General features: G+C 43.2%; 16 protein-coding genes and 3 pseudogenes. 12 read left to right on the forward strand and 7 right to left on the reverse strand.

The window, feature by feature from the left end:
• Positions 1-192: 192 nt before the first annotated feature.
• Positions 193-969 carry an IS982 family transposase gene (locus LEPTO7376_RS16495; RefSeq protein ID WP_015135281.1) on the forward strand — a complete coding sequence of 259 codons (777 nt, stop codon included), beginning with the start codon at positions 193-195 and terminating at the stop codon, positions 967-969.
• Here LEPTO7376_RS16495 and LEPTO7376_RS16500 read toward each other — a convergent pair.
• Positions 966-2,185: pseudogene (locus LEPTO7376_RS16500) on the reverse strand (IS256 family transposase). The gene LEPTO7376_RS16495 and the pseudogene LEPTO7376_RS16500 sit on opposite strands and share 4 nt — an antisense overlap.
• 64 nt (positions 2,186-2,249) lie before the next feature.
• Here LEPTO7376_RS16500 and LEPTO7376_RS26535 point away from each other — a divergent pair.
• Together LEPTO7376_RS26535 and LEPTO7376_RS24960 are read left to right on the forward strand one after the other, a co-directional pair.
• Positions 2,250-2,375 (forward strand): annotated as a pseudogene (locus tag LEPTO7376_RS26535) (IS982 family transposase); the annotation flags it as partial.
• A 39-nt stretch (positions 2,376-2,414) separates the two neighbouring features.
• Positions 2,415-2,576: pseudogene (locus LEPTO7376_RS24960) on the forward strand (IS5/IS1182 family transposase); the annotation flags it as partial.
• Between the two features lie 4 nt (positions 2,577-2,580).
• On the opposite strand, the gene LEPTO7376_RS26540 reads toward LEPTO7376_RS24960, so the two are convergent.
• A complete protein-coding gene (locus LEPTO7376_RS26540) occupies positions 2,581-2,754 on the reverse strand; it encodes a hypothetical protein (protein WP_160148492.1) in 174 nt (57 codons plus the stop codon).
• Between the two features lie 16 nt (positions 2,755-2,770).
• Positions 2,771-3,133, reverse strand: coding sequence for an IS630 transposase-related protein (locus LEPTO7376_RS16505; RefSeq protein ID WP_041763834.1), 363 nt, complete (start codon positions 3,131-3,133; stop codon positions 2,771-2,773).
• Positions 3,134-3,520: 387 nt separating this feature from the next.
• Between LEPTO7376_RS16505 and LEPTO7376_RS16510 the strand changes: the two genes are divergently transcribed.
• Complete coding sequence (locus tag LEPTO7376_RS16510) at positions 3,521-5,701, forward strand: DUF3769 domain-containing protein (protein WP_225901114.1); 2,181 nt, start codon at positions 3,521-3,523, stop codon at positions 5,699-5,701.
• 49 nt (positions 5,702-5,750) lie between these two features.
• On the opposite strand, the gene gcvH is transcribed toward LEPTO7376_RS16510, so the two are convergent.
• The 3 genes from gcvH to pdhA form a co-directional block, all read right to left on the reverse strand.
• Entirely contained in the window at positions 5,751-6,152 is a 402-nt protein-coding gene (gene gcvH, locus LEPTO7376_RS16515) for a glycine cleavage system protein GcvH (RefSeq protein WP_015135283.1), read from the reverse strand.
• A gap of 297 nt (positions 6,153-6,449) precedes the next feature.
• Complete coding sequence (locus LEPTO7376_RS16520; protein WP_015135285.1) at positions 6,450-7,778, reverse strand: aminopeptidase P N-terminal domain-containing protein; 1,329 nt, start codon at positions 7,776-7,778, stop codon at positions 6,450-6,452.
• A gap of 137 nt (positions 7,779-7,915) precedes the next feature.
• Positions 7,916-8,944, reverse strand: coding sequence for a pyruvate dehydrogenase (acetyl-transferring) E1 component subunit alpha (gene pdhA / locus LEPTO7376_RS16525; protein WP_015135286.1), 1,029 nt, complete (start codon positions 8,942-8,944; stop codon positions 7,916-7,918).
• Positions 8,945-9,224: 280 nt separating this feature from the next.
• Here pdhA and LEPTO7376_RS16530 point away from each other — a divergent pair, with 280 nt between their 5' ends.
• From LEPTO7376_RS16530 to LEPTO7376_RS16545, 4 genes are all read left to right on the forward strand, one after another.
• Positions 9,225-11,372, forward strand: a complete 2,148-nt coding sequence (locus LEPTO7376_RS16530; protein ID WP_015135287.1) for an IMS domain-containing protein — start codon at positions 9,225-9,227, stop codon at positions 11,370-11,372.
• Between the two features lie 3 nt (positions 11,373-11,375).
• Positions 11,376-11,975, forward strand: a complete 600-nt coding sequence (locus LEPTO7376_RS16535) for a metal-binding protein (RefSeq protein WP_015135288.1) — start codon at positions 11,376-11,378, stop codon at positions 11,973-11,975.
• Positions 11,975-12,445, forward strand: coding sequence for a phosphoribosyltransferase (locus LEPTO7376_RS16540; protein WP_015135289.1), 471 nt, complete (start codon positions 11,975-11,977; stop codon positions 12,443-12,445). Before LEPTO7376_RS16535 ends, LEPTO7376_RS16540 begins: the two co-directional genes overlap by 1 nt.
• A 232-nt stretch (positions 12,446-12,677) precedes the next feature.
• Positions 12,678-13,163, forward strand: coding sequence for an allophycocyanin subunit alpha-B (locus LEPTO7376_RS16545; protein ID WP_015135290.1), 486 nt, complete (start codon positions 12,678-12,680; stop codon positions 13,161-13,163).
• 169 nt (positions 13,164-13,332) lie between these two features.
• Here the strand turns inward: LEPTO7376_RS16545 and LEPTO7376_RS23785 are convergent, their stop codons facing one another.
• Positions 13,333-15,588: an EAL domain-containing protein gene (locus LEPTO7376_RS23785; RefSeq protein WP_160148493.1), complete on the reverse strand. Its 2,256-nt coding sequence runs from the start codon at positions 15,586-15,588 to the stop codon at positions 13,333-13,335.
• Between the two features lie 1,130 nt (positions 15,589-16,718).
• On the opposite strand from LEPTO7376_RS23785, the gene LEPTO7376_RS16555 reads away from it, so the two are divergent.
• From LEPTO7376_RS16555 to gshB, 4 genes are all read left to right on the forward strand, one after another.
• A complete protein-coding gene (locus LEPTO7376_RS16555) occupies positions 16,719-16,964 on the forward strand; it encodes a hypothetical protein (protein WP_015135292.1) in 246 nt (81 codons plus the stop codon).
• A gap of 21 nt (positions 16,965-16,985) precedes the next feature.
• The gene (locus LEPTO7376_RS16560; protein WP_015135293.1) at positions 16,986-17,828 is read left to right on the forward strand and encodes an alpha/beta fold hydrolase; all 843 of its coding nucleotides are present in this window, start codon (positions 16,986-16,988) and stop codon (positions 17,826-17,828) included.
• 176 nt (positions 17,829-18,004) lie between these two features.
• Entirely contained in the window at positions 18,005-18,433 is a 429-nt protein-coding gene (locus LEPTO7376_RS16565) for a hypothetical protein (protein WP_015135294.1), read from the forward strand.
• A gap of 106 nt (positions 18,434-18,539) precedes the next feature.
• Positions 18,540-19,511 (forward strand): glutathione synthase, encoded by a 972-nt coding sequence (gene gshB / locus LEPTO7376_RS16570; protein ID WP_015135295.1) that lies wholly within the window; start codon positions 18,540-18,542, stop codon positions 19,509-19,511.
• The last annotated feature ends 23 nt before the right edge of the window (positions 19,512-19,534 follow it).

Genomic DNA, 19,534 nt, shown 5'->3' on the forward strand with positions numbered 1-19,534 from the left:
CCTGAAATTGCTGTATTTAGCCCTGAAGCATTTGATGAAGAGATGGACGATACCAATACCCCATTGGAAAAGAGCTTTGAGCTATTTTGCCATTGATAATCCAGAGTATTTTCTTCACTAATTTTCTTTGCTTACACAAAATTCTTGACACTCCCTATCGTGGAAGTTGTAACGAATCCACGGCTTTCTCCCATGTCCAGTCTAGAGGCTCTGTTTTGCCATGTTAATGATTTCTGCCAAGTCTTTGAACCCTTATGGCATCAAGCGTTACTCAGCTCTGGCAAAAAATACCGTCGCCGTCAGAGAAGCTTCAGTCTGAGTGAGGTGATGACTATTCTCATTGCTTTCCATCAATCTCACTATCGAAATTTCAAGCATTTCTATCTCATCAAGGTGAAATGCGATTGGCAACAAGAGTTTCCTCTAGCTGTGAGCTATCAACGCTTTGTGACATGGATACCTTCGAGCTTGATTCCTCTCTGTACATATCTGCGACGATGCTTCGGACAATGCACTGGTATTAGCTTCATTGATGCCACCAGCATCAAGGTTTGCCATAATCGCCGTATCTCTCAACATCGTGTTTTTGAAGGTTGCGCGGCAAGGGGCAAGACTTCGGTGGGATGGTTCTTCGGCTTCAAACTACACCTGGTCATCAATGAGCGAGGAGAGTTACTCAACGTCCAAGTGACGCCCGGAAATACCGATGACCGCCAACCTATAGTGGAGTTATGGCAAGACTTATGGGGTAAAGTCTTTGCCGATAAAGGCTATGTCTCACAATCTTTAGCCCAGCATCTTCAAGAGGAACATGAGGTGACCCTAATGGCTAAACCTCGTCGAAATATGAAGCATCATTTGATGGTTTATCAAGATAAACTTTTTGCTCGTAAGCGGGCTTTGATTGAGGCAGTTATTGACCAACTGAAGAGGGAGTGTCAAGAATTTTGTGTAAGCCAAGAAAATTAGTGAAGAAAATACTCTGGATTATCAATGGCAAAATAGCTCAAAGCTCTTTTCCAATGGGGTATTGGTATCGTCCATCTCTTCATCAAATGCTTCAGGGCTAAATACAGCAATTTCAGGGCAGCATCTGCATGGGGGAACATGCTCTTGGTTTTTCACACCTTGCGCAAAGAGCGATTGACCGCCTCAATGGCATTGGTGGTGTAAATGATGCGACGGATGGGAGCTGGATAATCAAATAATGGAATGATGTTGTCCCAATGATTCAGCCATATTTGGGAAATAGTGGGGTAGATGCCGTCCCAACGCTCCGCAAAAGCAGTTAAGGCGGATTCTGCCTCGGAAACTGTGGCGGCCTGGTAAATAGGCTTGAGGTCTGACACCACGGACTTACGGTCTTTCCAAGAAACGAATTTCAGGCTATTTCGTATCAGATGAACGATACATAATTGCACTCTCGTTTTTGGGAACACCGCTTCAATGGCAGCGGGAAATCCCTTCAACCCATCCACACAAGCTATACAGATATGTTCGACTCCCCGATGGTGGATTTCATTCAGCACTGATAACCAAAATTTTGCCCCCTCTCCTCCCGAGGATAGCCACATTCCTAAGACCTCCTTGTGACCGGACTGCTTCACTCCCAGTGCTAGGTACAGAGTGTGATTCGTGACCCGTCCTTCCTCTCTGATTTTTATTCTCATGCCATCCAGCCACAGGATTGGATATATCTCCTCCAGAGGGCGATGCTGCCATGCTTTGATTTCCTCCATCACTGCCGAGGTCACTTCACTCACTAGCCCAGCAGAAATCTCCACCCCATACAGTTCTTGCATTTGTGCCTGAATATCTCTGGTACTCATACCTCGACTGTACAAAGCCAGTATCTTCTCTTCTAGCCCTTGAATACGCCTTTGACCTTTGGGTACTAACAGCGGCTCAAATTCACTTTTCCTATCCCTTGGGATGCTGATATCCATTTCCCTTGGGTTGATTTGATTGTTTTCTTGGAATAGCCGTTTCGACTATTCTGCTTACCTGCTTCTTTGGCTTGATTCAGATGATGACTCAATTCCCCTTGCAAGGCTCTTTCAATTAATCTCTGATTCAAGTGCTGTAGTAAGCCTGATTCTCCCAGAATTGATTCCGAGTCGGGACAATCTGGCAGTAATTCATCAATCAGTTCATCGGCTCTACTGGTTTGATTCTGTTTTTTCATGGGTCACGGTCTCCTTAACCATTTGTTGATTTTGACCGCTTACACAAATTAATTTACATACCCACTGAAGAACATCTCACAGATTGAACATTCCCGACATCGCAGTCCCACAAACTTTTGTGTGAACTTGCTGTGTGGGCTGATTGCTTACTGCCATCAACCCAAAAAACCTTCTTTACAGCTTGATTAGAGCTATCATTCCTTATCCAGAACTCACGTTAAAGAACAAAAAGGGTTTACTCCTTTACCAAGACGATGGGTGGTAGAGAGAACCTTTAGCTGGTTTTATTGGTGTCGTCGTTTGAGTCGAGATCATGAATGTTCCACTGAGAGTGCAGAGGCATGGATTTATATAGCTTCTATCCGCTTACTTCTCCGACGTTTAGCCTAGACTTCTACTTTTCAAACATCCTCTTAACTCTTCCGCGACGGCTTCCTGACTTGAGGTCATAAACTCTTTCCTCTTCAGGGCCATAGCCATAGTCATACTGACCGTCTCTCTCATCCATTCCCGACTCATCACAGTAGATGATTTGTTCAGGTTTTAATCTTGCTAGTTCTTGCCTCAATGCTTCCCGCTTCTGTTCATCCCTTTCCTGATACCCATAGGTCTTTTTTGCGAGTAAAACCTATCTTCTTCAACATTCTCGATATGGTGCGACGACTCACATCATCCGACCACAACTCTGCCATTTCTGCCTGGGTTTTATCTGGATGCTGTTGCACAAAGCTTTTGAATGCTTCCCAGTCTGTGATTTTGTGACCCGAGCCTTTCTGATACCCTGTTTTGGCTCTGTAAAACTTCCTGTTTGCTCTAGTCTGTTGTATCCAGAGATAAAGGCTATTAAGGCCAAGACCGAACATTTCACAGACATCTTTTTTCAGGATACCTAGTGCTATCGCAGCAAGGGCTTGACATCGTAGGTCATCACTATCAGCCGCTGGCATTTTTTACTTCACGCAATAACTCTCATAATACTTCCTAAACCATTTGGCTATTGCTATAATTGGGCAATAAATACTGACAGTAATCTAATGTGAGTAAAAGAAGTCATTTCACTACCTTAACCTCATCTACCTTATGTAGTAATTCCTGACAGAGTTCCTCTCTCAGAGATGCCATGGATATCACTCTTCGCGCAGCTATGTCTTAATCCTTTTGCAACCGCTATAGGGAATGACAATTCGTAGAATTAGGAAAAGATTGGGCGATCACCGACTATTTGACTGCAAAACAAGAGCAAAGACTTAAACTAATCCTTGCGGTAAGTTTCAGGAAAAACCTTGTAGTTGAGAGAATAACGATTAGGATAGATTCTGTATCAATTTGCCCTAATGAGTTCTGCTATGTCTGCGATCGCCGCTTTTTGTGCATTAAACTGTGCCGTTGCTTCTATACCAGCGGATGTTACTGCGCAATCCCCTCAGCCCATCGCGCAAATTCCGGCGGACGTCGAGCCACAGGAGTTTCCTGCCGAGGAACCAATCTTTAATGGTGTGCAAATTGAAGATCGAACGAATGAATCACAGCAGCAGTTTTCGCTGGAAGATCCTCCCATAACACCCACCACGGAAGACGGGACAGAAACTGAAGCATCAGTCGAGGTAGCAGAAGAAGAATTACGTGTCCTTGAAGTGATTGGCGATCGCCAAGAATATGATGAATTGACCAATATCGTCACGGCTGTTGGAGATGTGGTTGTCCGCTTTAATGAATCAGTTTTAACCGCAGATCGGCTCCAAATTAATCTCAATACAAAATTGGCGATCGCTGAAGGTAATGTTGCATTACAGCGAGGACAGCAACTTCTTCGGGGTGATCGCTTTGACTATTTCTTTGTGCAAAACCGTGGTTATATTCGCCAAGCCCAAGGTGAAGTTTCCCAGCAAGATCTCAGCCAAGACCTCAGTGCTCAGCCAACTCCTTCCATCTCGAATATCTCCGATCCAGCCATATTACTGAATGAGAGACTATTACTAGATCAGCCTATTAGTAATGTTAATCAGACTAACGATGGCTTCAATATCGTTGTGGGTAGTAGTAGAGGTATTGAGAATCGTCCTCCACTGGAAAACAATATTGGTACCGTTAATCGGATCCGATATTATGCCGAAGAAGTAGAGTTTTTCGAAGATCGTTGGGAAGCCAAAAATATTCGATTAACGAATGATCCCTTTAATCCTCCAGAGCTGCAGGTCATTGCTGATACAGCCACTTACCGAGATATTGACGAGTTTACGAGTGAACTGGTTACCACTGATACGCGCTTAGTCATTGACGATAATGTTTCACTGCCAATCTATCCTCGTACCTATCGCTTTGATAGTTCTGATGATGAAGGTATTTTTAGCTTAGTTTCTATTGGTTTTGATGACGAAGATCGAGGTGGTTTTTTTATTCAGCGGCGATTTACTCTCTTCAAAAACCAGCAGGGAAAATGGACAGTGACTCCCCAATATCTTGTTCAGAAAGTACTGTTTCCTGACAACGAATTTGGTGGGACTGAAGGGGATGATTCTGCAATTATTTCACCCGATGTTTTTGGTTTAACGACAGATTTTAATTACAATTTCAATCCTCGCGTTTTTGTGATTGCGAAAGGGTCTATCCCGAATCTGAGCTTTGAAAATCTTGAAGATGACCTAAAAGTGAATTTCCGATTTGAGCAATTATTGGGAAATCTTGCAAACCCTTTTCGTCTTAGTCAGGAATTTAATTACCGCGATCGCCTCTTTAATGGTTCTTTGGGTTTCCAGCGAGTACAGAGAAGCTTAGGTATTGTCCTGCGATCGCCTCGTTATGTTTTAGGCAGATCTGGATTTGTCTTGGACTATCAGGCTAGTATCCAAAATATTGTGGCGAATACAGACCGCCGTGAGCTATTGGGTATCGATAATCCTTTAAGCCAAGATGAAGTAAATCTCACTCGATATCAAGCCACTGCCTCCTTAAATCACAGTCTTCCTCTCTGGAGTGGACAAGCATTGCCCTCGACCCCGGATGAAGGATTACGATTTAGTGCTCGGCCAGTAGTACCATACCTTTCCCTACAAACAGGTGTTCGAGGTGTGTCGTCTCTCTACAGTAATGGCGATCAACAAATTACGGGTACAGCGCGTATTGGCTTACAGGGGCAGATTGGACATTTTTCCCATAACTTTTTCGACTATACAGGTTTCAATGTTGCATATTCCTTTGGTTCAAGAGGAGAATCGCCATTCTTATTTGACCGTCTCGCTGACTCCAAAACCCTTTCATTCGGTCTAACACAACAAATTTATGGCCCTATCCGTGCAGGTTTTCAAACGGCAATTAATCTCGATAATAATGATGCGATTAGCACAGATTATTTCCTTGAGTACAGCCGTCGTACCCATTCAATCTTAATTCGCTATAATCCCGTCCTTGAAATTGGCTCCTTTAATTTCAGGATTAATGATTTTGATTGGAGTGGCTCTACAGATCCGTTTGTCAATCAAGATGTACGACCTGTGATTGATGGGGTTATTCCTTAAGCTGCTTCAGACTTCAGACCGTAGGGTCTAATTCCCTAAACTGAAAAGCTTACGAATCATCACCTGCAACTCGAAGTCTGTATTCGTCGGCAGTCATGGTTTCTGCGAGCATTTCGTCATCGAGATTATCGACTCTAACCTTTAAAAACCAGCCTTCCAAGTAGGGATCCTCGGCGATCGCCTCTGGGTTATCAATCACCATTTGATTGCGGTCAATCACTGTGCCTGAAATAGGAGCATAGAGATCTTCGACGGCCTTCACTGATTCAATCGATCCAAAAGTTGAACCTACTTCGAGAGCATCTCCTTCATCTGGGAGTTCGAGGAAAACAATGTCACCAAGCTCATCAAGTGCGAAGGCACTGAGGCCAATAGTCGCAATTTCACCATCTAGTCGAATATATTCGTGGCTATCAAGGTAGCGGAGGTCATCGGGGTAATCAAGTGCCATAGGTATTTCCCAAGAATGAAAGATATTGTGGGTTCAGACGAGAACGAATGATCCTTTATACAGTCTTTGACCCTTCGGCTACTCTATGCCGGAATTTTGCCAAGATCAAGACTTAATCTGAAATTTGTTACGTTTGCTACGTTTGCTCTAGGGCTTAGAGGCGATCGCCTTACTCTTTGTCTTCAGGTCGCTGAAAAAGTTTAGTACCCATTTCAGTTTTTGCAGACCATAAGAGATACAGACCAAGGGCGATCGCAAACAAAGCAAATTTGAGAAGATCCACAGACATGAGGTTGCTTAACGATTCTCCAAATCACTGATTTCTTTCGGAACTGCCGCGGTAAGAATATCGTTACCTTCGGAGGTAACGAGAACATCATCCTCAATGCGAATACCAATGCCCTGCCAGCGTTCTGGAATTTCGGGCTGCCCTTCGATGGGTTTGATGTAAGGCGAGATATAAATTCCTGGTTCGACAGTGATAATATTGCCAGCTTCTAGGATTGTCCAATCGTCTTTGTCTGCGCTGAGTTTGTAAGTACCAGCATCATGGACATCTAAACCAAGCCAGTGGCCTGTTCCATGCATAAAGAATGGTTTATAGGCTTCTTTTTCGATTAATTCTTCAAGCTCCCCTTTAAGTAGTCCCAAATCGATTAAGCCTTGGGTGATCACGCAAATAGCAATCTCATGGGAAGCACGATAGGAATTTCCCGGTATAACTTCGGCGATCGCCTGTTTTTGAGCATCAAGGACAAGCTCATAGAGGATTTTCTGTTCGGGCGTAAAGGTCTTGCCGACAGGGAATGTGCGGGTAATATCGCCGTTATAGTACTTAAATGCTGCACCCGCATCAATCAGTAAAAGTTCATTGTCATTGAGGCGATCGCCATTCTCGATGTAGTGCAACACACAGGCATTCGCGCCCCCAGCCACAATTGATGGATAGGCAAAACCCTGCGCCCCTTCCTGCAAAAAAGTATGCTCGATTTCCGCTTGCACCTGATATTCGTATCGGCCAGGTTGAGTATATTCCATCGCTCGAAGATGAGCTTGAGCTGAAATTGCCGTCGCTCGCCGCATCATTTCGATTTCCGCTGGACTTTTCACCATTCGCAATGGATTCGTGATTTGGTTGCTATCCACCAAAGCCGTTGGCCCCGTGCCGCGCTTTGAACGGGTCGCTAATAACCACTGGTAATGACGCAGGATGGTGTTATTAAACTTCTCATCATTCCCAAAATGATAAATCAGGCGATCGCTACCCTTCGTATATTCTGGTAATTTTGCCGCAAGCTCTGTAATCGAAAACGCAATATCCGCACCATATCGCTCTTTTGCATTCTCCACCCCAGTACGATAACCAACCCAAGTTTCTTTCTCTAAATCTTTGGGCTGTACAAACAAAATAAATTGATGCTCTTCATGATGGGGAGCCAAAACCGCCACTGCTTCCGGCTCATTAAAACCCGTCAAATAATAGAAATTACTTTCTTGCCGAAAATTATATTCCACGTCATTGTGCATTACCGCGTAGGGAGCGCTCCGGAAAATCGCTGTCCCCTGACCAATTCTCGCCATCACTTCCCGACGACGTTGCTGATATTCCTGCAATGTAATGCCCATCGATTCTATTTATTGCGTAGTTTGATGTGAACTAGATGGTAGCAAAATTTTTTCGACCAAATAGTTAAACCCCCAACTTCCAGTAGAAATCAGGGGCTATACCTAAAAAATTAAGTATTAACTTTAAGGACAAAATTTTAGTCAGCAAAAATATACTTGCGAAGTTCACTTGGATCGGGCTCAGGACTACTCTCCGCATAAGTAACAGACTCATTCACCTCTGCCTGAATCTTATCGGCGATCGCCTTTAGCTCTTCAGCAGTCGCAAGCTTACGACCAAGAATGAACGACTCAAATTGCGTAATCGGATCTTTCTTTGCCCAGAACTCTTTCTCGTCTGCCGAACGAAGCTCGTCTGGATCCGCGAGGGAGTGACCACGGAAACGATAAGTCAAGGCTTCAACCAAAGTTGGGCCTTCACCAGCACGGGCACGGGCTACCGCTTTTTGCGCCACGTCACGCATCGCAAGGACATCCATACCATCCACTTCATAACCAGGCATATTAAACACGCTAGCTTTCTTATAAATTTCAGGCTGGGAAGTGGCGCGTTCATGGGCCATACCAATCGCCCACTTATTATTCTCAACCACAAAAATAATGGGAAGCTTCCAGAGCGCCGCCATATTCAAGGTCTCAAAGAATTGACCATTGTTGGACGTGCCATCACCGAAGAAACAAGCCGTTACATTATCTGCTGACTTATCGCCCATTACTTCGCGGCGATATTTACTTTGGAGTGCTGCACCAGCCGCAACTGGAATACCTTCACCGATAAATGCATAACCACCGAGGAGCTTATGCTCTTCAGAGAACATATGCATCGAGCCGCCACGACCCTTGCTACAACCCGTTTCCTTACCGAAAAGCTCTGACATTACTTCGCGAGCCGGGACGCCAGCACTAAGGGCATGGACGTGGTCACGGTAGGTACTACAAACATAGTCTTCGCCGGGTTTCATGGTGCGAATAATGCCAGTGGAAACCGCTTCCTGTCCGTTGTAGAGGTGCACGAAGCCGAACATTTTGCCGCGATAATACATCTCAGCACATTTGTCCTCAAACATACGACCAAGGGTCATATCTTCGTAGAGCATTAATGCTTCTTCTTTGGTGATTTTTACCGAAGAGTGATCAAATTTTGGGGCTGTCCGTTCTGTGTGCATCATTAAATTGGTGATTTTCTGAGTGATCGGCGCTGTGGCTCACTGCGCTGACTATAGACTGTGTGAAAACTGCAACTACAGTTTAGAATTAAACTGACTTCCAGAGAAGCCAGCAGGTGTCTGTTGTGGATTCCACATCATCTCAAGACATCCTATTTTGCTGGAATGCTATCAAGGATGCAAGGGGAAACCACGAAACAATGTTGCAACTTTTAGTGTGAAAATTCTTTGGTTAATATAACCTTAATTGACGTGACTTTTGCTGATAGGAAAGTAAACTGTGCGCATTCCGCTCGACTATTACCGAATCCTTGGGGTTCCCACTAAGGCGACCACTGCCCAAATTACTCAGGCTTATCGTGATCGCGTTGCGCAATTGCCTCGTCGTGAACATAGCGATCTGGCAATTCAAGCTCGCAACAATATTATTGAGCAGTCGTACCAAGTGCTCTCTCAGACAGAAAAGCGAGCTGTCTATGACAATGAGTTTTTAAATGATACTTACCAGCTAGAGTCCCAGAGCCGTCTCCGATTACCTTTCCAGAGTAGTGAGATAGAAGCGGCGGAGGATGCTGAAACTAGTAATCCGGCGATCGCCATTGAGCAAACAGATTTTCTTGGTGGGATTTTATTGCTTCTGGAACTCGGGGAATATGAGCTGGTTTTAAAGCTTGTGCCTCCCTATTTGAAATCCAAAAGCAATCTCGTTAAGCAAGATTTGTTTGGATCGGCAGAAGTTGTTACTAGCGAATTGATTCTCTGTTTGGCGTTGGCGTATCTCGAACTGAGTCGTGAACAGTGGCAACAAGGTCGTTATGAAGCAGCGGCAGAATCTGGCTTAGCAGGTCAAAAGCTATTAATTGATGCGGGTATTTTCCCAAGCTTGCGAGGAGAGATCCAAGGAGATCTGGATCGTCTCCGCCCTTACCAAGCACTGGAATTATTATCGCAACCAGAATCTGAAACGGCCTTACGCACCAAGGGATTGCAGTTATTGCAAGCGATGCTTGATGCACGTGGTGGCATCGATGGCGCTGGAGATGATCAGTCCGGCCTCAGTATGGATGATTTTCTGCGGTTTATTCAGCAGCTGCGTAGTTATCTGACAGTCAAAGAGCAGCAAGATTTATTTATCGCTGAGTCGAAGCGTCCTTCGGCTGTGTCTACTTATCTTGCGGTTTATGCGCTCCTTGCTGGTGGCTTTTCGTCACGACAACCAGAATCAATTATCAAGGCCAAGGAAAAATTATTACGTCTCGGCAAACGTCAGGATGTCCATTTAGAGCAGGCGATTTGTGCGTTGCTTTTGGGCCAGACTGAGGAAGCAAATCAAGCGCTAGAACTGAGTCAGGAATATGAGGCGATCGCCTATATTCGTGATAACTCAAAAGATGCCCCTGATTTATTACCAGGACTTTGTCTCTACGGCGAAAAATGGCTCAAAACTGAAGTGTTCTCCCACTTCCGAGATCTCAGCAGCGAATCGGTATCTTTGACTGAGTATTTTGCGGATGATCAAGTTCAGCAATATCTTGAGCAACTACCTGCAGAAAGTGGCGCTCAAGATTGGTCAATCGTTGCCAGTGAATCTGCGAAACCTACTGGACAAACTCGTTTAGAGCCCGTTGCTGATTTATCGGTGAGCAGACCATCTAAAGTTAGTAAACCAGAGGAAACGGCTCCAACAACAAGCGCTACAGCAACGTCGAAAGTAACACCTATTTCTCGACCGAGTTCGGCACCTATAACACCTCGAACTCAGACTGCAACCCCGGCTCAAACTGCAAAGATAAAGAAACCGAAAAAGCGCAAATCTAATCGCAATTTGAAGCGTAAGCCTTTTCCTTTCAAGGGCATTGCGATCCTTGTCGGTGGTCTTGTTGCACTAATTTTGGTGGTGAAGGCGATCGCCTCTTTAGTTGGTGGCGGTAATACCATCAAAGATCCATTGCAAGTCTCTGTGACTGGTGAGCCTCCGATTCCAATTCCGATTATTGAAGAAGTTGCCACAGAGGCGCCGTTAAGTAAGGTGCCTGAAGGGGAATTTGATGCGGCGATCGCCGAACGTCTTATTCAAACATGGCTTGATGGCAAAGCCCTTGCCTTTGGTGAAAGCCACGACACTTCGAGTTTGCCAGAAATTTTGGCAGAGCCTTTACTCTCTCGTTGGGTAAATGGTGCGAGGGATGTGGAAGCTGTAGGCAACTATCGCGAGTATGAGCATGAGCTGAGTATTTCTGAAGTGAGTTTTGACCCAGAAAGTCCTGATGTGGCCAATGTCGTTGCAGAAGTCACTGAAAATGCAAAGTATTATTTGCCAGGCGGAGAACTAGATTCAGGACGTTCCTACGATTCTCAGTTGACGGTGCGCTATGGTCTCATTCGTCAGGGTGAGCAGTGGTTTATCCAGTCCTCAGCTGTTCTCTAATCGATGCCTTCTGGCCGTACCCATGACCGCATAACACTGTGGGGATTACCCTGGGTTGTGGCGATCGCCTACATCCTTACCCGCAATGGCGAACTAACATTAATCGTGGGTTTAGCCTATTTATTTAGCGGCTTAATGTTTGGCCCGGATCTTGATATTCACTCGGTGCAATTTAAGCGTTGGGGGATGTTCCGCTGGATTTGGCTGCCTTATCAAAAAACCCTCAGTCACCGCTCTAGTCTTTCCCATGGATTTTTAGTGGGAACGACATTACGTGTTCTTTATTTTTCAATCTTTCTTTTAGTTGTCGGAATTATTGGTGTGGCGATCGCCCAGGGTGTGTGGGGATTTGATTGGAATTGGCGATCATTTTTTGTGGTTGGTGGACAGCAAGTTCAGCAAAATTATTGGGCAGAAGTTTTAGCCTTATTTGCCGGACTCGAAACAGGAGCAATGAGCCATTCAGTCAGTGATTGGACCGGATCCACTATTAAACGCTTTAAGAAAAAAGGATTGGCAGGAATTTTCGAGCAGAAAAAAACCAAACGTAAATCATCACGTCGTCGCAGAGCTTCATCCTCTCGAAAACGGAGTCGGAAATAATGGTTGATCGCGTTATCTCTTGGACTGAATATCACCAAACGATTGAGAAGCTGGCTGAACAAATCCAAACTTCAGGTTGGGAATTTAATCAAATTTTGTGCCTTGCAAAAGGAGGATTAAGAGTTGGCGATATTTTGGCTCGAATTTTTGATCAACCCCTCGCCATTCTGAATGTCAGTAGCTATGGCGGCAACGACAATCGACAACAGAGTCAAATTCGTTTTGCAGAACATCTCACAAATTTTGGAGAATTGGGCGATCGTCTCCTCTTAGTGGATGACCTTGTGGATACGGGGGTGAGCCTCGAAAGAACCTTGGATTGGCTGCAAAATTATGCGCCTCATCTCATCGAAATCCGTACCGCAGTCCTCTGGTATAAGGCTAGATCTCACGCTAAACCCGACTATTTTGTGGAATATCTAGAACATAATCCGTGGATTCAGCAGCCCTTCGAACATTATGAAAAGTGACTGTGAAAATTTATTTTGTTCCATTAGAGATAATGGCGATCTCCTCATTGAATTAAAAGGCGATAGAATCTCGCAAAATATTCCAGAATGGATAGAGAGACATGATGATTAGAGAGAAACGTAACTTTTCTTAAAAAAATGAGGGCAATCGCAGCAGGCTGAATTCCTTGTGAGACAATAGGCGAAGCTATTAAACTAAACTAAGAATCAACTAATTTAAAATACCAATCATATGAGCGTCGTTAGTCAAGTTATCTTAAAAGCCGATGACGAACTCCGCTATCCCAGCAGCGGTGAGCTGACCGGCATGGAGAGTTTTCTCGCAACAGGTGCAATCCGCATCCGGATCGCTGAAGCATTAGCAGACAGCGAGAAAAAAATCGTTGATGAAGCCCAGAAAAAATTATTTGCGATTCACCCCGAATATCGTGCTGCTGGTGGGAATGCCTCCACAACTAAGCGGTATAACCAATGTCTTCGGGACTATGGTTGGTACTTGCGCCTTGTAACCTATGGTGTGCTTGCTGGCGATAAAGATCCCATCGAAAATATTGGTTTAATTGGCGTTAAAGAAATGTACAACGCTCTCGATGTACCTGTTACAGGGATGATTGATGCGATCCGTTGTCTGAAGGAAGCAGCTCTTGGCGTTCTCGATCTCGAAGAAGCTAGCATTGCGGCACCTTACTTTGACTTTATTACTCAGTCCATGTCGTAATTTTGTCTACACAATTTAAAACGAACAATCCGATCGGGTGCTTGATGTTTAGGCGACCCGATTTTTGTTTGGACAGTAATTGTTCGGTAGATGCAAATAGTGGGCGATCTCCAAATTTTCACTCCCATCCTGCTACAAGTCCTAGGTTTTTTGAGCGACCGAATCGCTTTTAATGGATTATTGTTTTTGTGAGTTCTTTAGATGAAGTTCGCTGTCGCTGCGGTAAGGGTTGTGGTCTTGCAATGCCATAACCTTGGGCGTAATCAACTCCAATTTCCTGTAGTTTTTCAATCGTGGCCTCATCTTCCACAAACTCTGCAATGGTTTGAATATTAACCGCCTTTGCCACTTGATTGAGAGCCGTAACAATAATTTCATTCATCGAATTTTGGCATAGCTCTCGAATAAATAGGCCATCAATTTTCAAGAAATCAACGGGTAATGTTTGCAAATAGCCAAAGGAAGACATGCCACTCCCGAAGTCATCTAGGGCAAAGCGGCATCCTAGATCTTTGATCGCACGAATAATTTTGATTGCTCGATGTAAATTGGCGATCGCCACTGTTTCTGTAATCTCAAAGCAAATCACCTCTGGTGGAACGTGATATTGCCTGAACTGTTCTTCGAGGAAAGGTAAAAACTCGGGATCATTTAAACTATCAGCTGACAAATTTAGACTATAAAAACTCTGTTTTGAGACATTTTCAGAGGAGTACTTATTCCACATTTCCTGTAGATAAATATGTTGCGACTCAAGAAAATGTGAGATGACCCAACGATCAATTTTGGTCATTAATTGATAGCGTTCTGCAATGGGTAAAAAGCTACCAGGCGATAAGATCTTGCCATCCTCAGTCCGTAAACGAATTAAGATTTCAAAGTGTTCATGAGCTATATCATCGACAACAAGACTGCTGATTTTTTGCTGATACAAACAAAAATGATTTTTTTCTAAGGCATGATTAATTCTTGCCAGCCAGTTCATCTCACGATTTTGGCCATCAAGATGACTTTCATTATTATCAACCGTATAAATTTGATTGCGTCCCTGATTTTTTGCACCATAACAAGCCGCATCGGCAGCTTTCATCACAATCAGAGGCTCATCTTCATTTGGCGAATAGGGAACAACACCAATGCTTACCCCTAATGAAAATTGATGTTGTCCCCAAATAAAACGATACTTTTGCATCATGGTGAGAATTTTCTCGGCTACAATCATCGCATTTGTAACAGGACAATATTTGAGAATAATGCCGAACTCATCTCCTCCTAAACGAGCCAGTGTATCACCTGCTCTAATTTCTTCTTTCATGCGTTGAGAAATCTGTTTCAGTAATGCATCACCAGCATCATGACCACAGGTATCGTTGACGATTTTAAACCGATCTAAATCAAGATATAAGATCGAATGCATCGTATTGGGATCATCATGAGTCTGTCGTAAACTTTCGAGTTGAGATTGAAATTCTCGACGATTAGCTAACTTCGTTAATGGATCATGGGAAGCTTGCCAAAAAAGCTCTTTTGTTGCATCTAGCAAAGCCGTCATATCGCGAAAAACAACGACAATCCCTAGAACTTCCTTGTCCTCAGAAAGGATTGGCGCATGGGAAATATCAAAAACTTTAGCCTCATTACCATAGTTTTTTAACGTTAACCAACAGGATTCTTGGGACTTTGATAAATGCCATTGTTTCTTTTCATCTTCTTGTGGATCGTTGAAAATTTCATCGAGAGTCTTGCCTCGGATTTGTGTAGCAGGACAGCTAAGCAAAGCTTCTGCAGCTAAATTTGCGGAGGTAATAATACCTTCTTGATTCGTCGTGATGACGCCATCACCGATAGAGCGCAGAGTAAAGGAGAGAAGCTGTGTCTCTTCAGCAAGTTGCTCTTTGATTTTCACTTGCTGAATACGATTTTCTGCAAGGCTTTCCACCATTTGATTAAAGGCCAAACTTAGATTTGCAACACCATCATTCAGGGCGATCGCCTTATCCAGCTCTTGTTCTGTGAGACGTTCACTTAACCAATCATCTTTATCGGCTTGGGCATTACGACTAATCCATAAGGATTTTTGAGTGATTTTTTCTAGAGAATGAGAAAACCGTCGCATTGTTAACAGCATTAATCCAGAGCCAAAAGCTAAGGTTATGACGAGTAATGATAGGTCATAAACCTTCAGTTGCTCCTGCTCTTTTAAAGTAAAGGCAAGGGATGTTTCAATATCTTTCTCAAGACCTTGCTGAATTTGTTTGAGAATAGCAATGCTCCGGTTAATAGAATTATCAATCTCTTCTAACGTCGAAATTGTAGGCGTGTGTATTTTTGAATTATCAGATTTAAAAATATTGAAGTTCTCGACTTCACTATATTGATTATTTAGTTTCAAACTATATTTCTGCTGAATATAGTTCTCAAACATTTGCATAGATTTATGATGAGCTTCATAAAATTGATCAAATAATATAGTTAGCGTCTCGTGTTCTGTTAGCTTATGTTTAGAGAGAAAATTCAAATCTCTCTTAAAGTCTGCTGAGTGAAATAATGCTAATTCTTTTCCTTTGTTAAACGTAGCCTTTATTTTTTCATGCCTGTTACTTATATCTGGAAGGAAGTTTTTGACAAAAGCCATTTCTTTATTCTTTTGGCTTGGCAGTTCTTTGATTATAAAATCAATATCCGTTGCATGATTTTCACTCTGAATAGCTAGTTCTGAGACTGTCTCTAGCAATGGCAATTCCAACTCAATTGATTTGATGGCTATCTTGTTTATATAACGGAAATCAAACCAATACTTAATATAAATTGCCAACAACAAACAAACAAATACACTTAATATCCCTGCTAGCTTATAAGGATTTTTTGGATTTATCCAAGCTTTTATTTTCTGGAATATGACATCAGTCATGGTATTTTCTCTGGATCCATATGGGGTCTATAACAGAATTGAATTTAGATATTCAGTTTTAAAGAATACGGTTTTATAATTCCTTTGTATTTCCCTTTTTCAAGCTTAGCAGATCACTTTATTGATTGCATAGGTTAACCTCTACATTTTTGTCATCAAGATATCTTTTAATCTTGTTTAAAGATTATTGCTATTGTTTGCAAATACAACTATTAGATAAATGATTACTACATGAAAATAATAAAAACAAGGGTATATCATTATTTTTTTGATGCCTATATCCCGCATTATTCTGGTTGACATAAGAATCATATTAAGCAGGTTGTTAGGTTTGTTACTGTAAAAAATATGGCTAAGGGTTAGAGTTGGATAAAATTTGCCTTATTTAAAGGGGCAGTCAATCTTTGTGTTCATATTGCTCAGTGCTCTATTTATTTTCTGTCTGGTAAAAACTGCGAAGGACTTAATTAACCAATAGTGATGTACTAATCGATTGACGTCTAGTAGTGGCAATCTCCTTGAAGTGCCAAAGTTTTTGGTAGAGTCAAGCTGGTATTCACGGATGAATCTCAATTTTGGGGCTGTTCCTATCTTTCTCTATAATTGCTGGAGCGAAATTTTATAGAGGCTTTTGGGCGATCGCCATGAATTTAAGGAAAAAGATTAGATCAAGTAAATTAACGTGGTACATCACAGCACAGATTGGCGTATTGATGTTTCCTTTTGGGCTGTGTCTGTTGGGCGAATCTATTACCCGTCGGATTAATGGTGAGCCTTGGTTTTGGTGGGGCACGGTCAGTTTGGCTGTGATCAACGCGGGTTTGGGGCTGATGATTGAGAGTGGTCTCATCGGTGGCTATCCTGGCAACAATACTGAAGAAGAGTCCTAATTTTGTAAGTTTATTTTTCAAATGACATTTATTTCCCCAACGCGGCGATCGCCTAAGCTTAATCACGGACTCGAACTGTCCTATCTCGAATGGGGGCAGGGTGGTGAGCCTGTTTTACTGCTTCATGGTCTCGCGGATAATGCTTTGGTTTGGTCGCAATTGGGGGGATTTTTAGCTGAGAAATATCATGTCGTGGCACTCGATTTGCGGGGACATGGCGATAGTGCAAAACCTGAAATGGGCTATGCTTGCGACGACTATATAGAAGATTTCCACGCGTTATTTGAGCATCTGGGTTGGTCACAAGCCCATGTGTTGGGACATAGTTGGACTGGGAAATTAGCAGCGATTTGGGCCACTCGCGAACCGCAATATTTTAAAAGCCTGATGCTGGCTGACCCATTTTTTAACAGCAAAATTCCAAATTGGTGGACGATCACTTTTCCCATTGCCTATAAAGTATTGCCCTTCCTAAAACTGATGGGGGAATTTCCGAGCTACGAAAAAGTAGAGGCGATCGCCAAGAATTTAAAACAATTTCGAGGTTGGAATGAGTGGCAGGAAGCAATTTTTAAAGCCAGCATTGAACCCACCGAGCATGGCAGATATCGCAGTAAATTTGTGAAGCGCGCTTGCGATGGTATTTTCCTTGATGTGATGCAGGAAGTAGGTGTTGGCAGTGAGATTGAAATCCCGAGCTTATTTATTCAGCCGGAAAAAGGTTTAAATCGCCTGAGTTTCCAGCTAGCACCCTACCGTAAATACCTCAAACATTTGACTTGGCAAGTTGTACCCGGAAATCATTGGGCACATATTGTTGAACCCGCAGCATTTAATCAGGCAGTTATTGAGTTCTTATCTTGATGATCACAATAATTATCATATGCGTTCATCAAGACAAGAACTCAATCACTAGTTTGAGTCGCTCACGTCTACGTTGCTTAAGTAAGTCTTATTACAAAATAAATAGGAACCTGTAAGTATACTTAGGCGTCCTGAGCAAATATCTATCTACCGCTGATTCTTCTGGAGGAGTCACAATGGAAAAGAACAAAAAGCAAAATGTGTTTAAGAGATTATCTCTATCGGTTACTAGCACATTATTGGCCCTATCATCAGGAATTGTTGGAACTTTAGGCACAACTAATTTAGCTTCAGCTCAAACAATTTCGTGTCGCAACTATGTATATCAGGGAAAAACTTTAACTTGGAGCACACGAGAAAATGGTGTATTTCACAATAGTGGTACTTTGAAAATCACAAAAATCCGAAGCGACGGTACTTGGAGTGGGTATCAAGTCAACGGAACCCATGAAGAAGATGTTCTGGGTGAAGTTTCTGGAGGGAGTTTTGTTTTGAGAGTACCTCGTTGGAATGAGACATGGGTAGGGGTTTGTGGCTCAGATAGCGTTGCTGGCGTTATTCAAAGAACTTCCGATGGTAATGATTTTACTTTTTTAATCAGATAGACAAACCAATTATCAAAAACATAGGGGATCGCCATTTGGTTATCCCCTATGTTTCCCTGTCGCAATTGACTATGATCGACAGAGCAAAAAATTAGAGTTCCTTGCCGTGAAATTCGCTTTTATCCTCGATCCCATCGCCAATCTCGATCCTGGTCATGACACCACCGTCGCTTTTATGGAAGCAGCACAACAGCTCGGTCATGAAGTTTGGATCACTCAGATCGAAGGATTAAGCATTGTCAAAAATCAGGCATGGGCAACCTTGCAATCTGTCTCCCTAAAACCAGTGCAGCTTATCGATGGTTTATGGCGAACGGAGGCAAATTGGTTTGAGTTGGGCGAGCAGAAATTTATGCCTCTCACCGAAATGAATGCGGTCTTTCTGCGCACTGACCCACCTGTTGATCAAGCTTATCTCTATGCCACCTATATTTTGGATTTGGTAGATCCAGCGAAAACCCTTGTGGTGAATAATCCCCAAGGTATCCGTGCCGCAAACGAAAAATTATATGCTCTGAATTTCAGTTCTGTCATTCCCACAAGTATTGTCACGACTCAAACCTCGATTGTGAAAAAGTTCGTTGAAGAAAAAGGAGCTGCCGTTATCAAACCCCTTGGAGGTATGGCTGGCGCAGGAATTTTGTTTTTACCGAAGGGCGATCGCAACTTTAATTCTTTGCTCGAAATCAGTACTAAAAATGGAACAGAACCCGTGATGGTACAGGAATTTCTCCCTGCCGCAAAAGATGGTGACAAACGCTTAATCGTTCTCGATGGTGAACCGATTGGTGCTGTCAACCGGATTCCCACAGGCGGTGATTTCCGTGGAAATATGGCAGTGGGTGGACGTATTGCCCAAGTGGATATTACAGAGCGCGATCGCCACATTGCCGCAACCGTTGCACCCAAACTTCAAGAAGATGGCCTTTATTTTGTTGGCTTAGATATTATCGGTGGCAATTTAACTGAGGTGAATGTCACTAGTCCTACTGGGGTGCGAGAAGCAGATCGCCTTGATGGTCTTTCCCTCGGTAAGAAAGTGATGGAATGGACTGTCGCCAAAGTTAACAGCTTATAAAAGTTAGTCAGAAGGGCGATCGC

This window comes from [Leptolyngbya] sp. PCC 7376 (assembly GCF_000316605.1).
Lineage (GTDB): Bacteria > Cyanobacteriota > Cyanobacteriia > Cyanobacteriales > MRBY01 > MRBY01.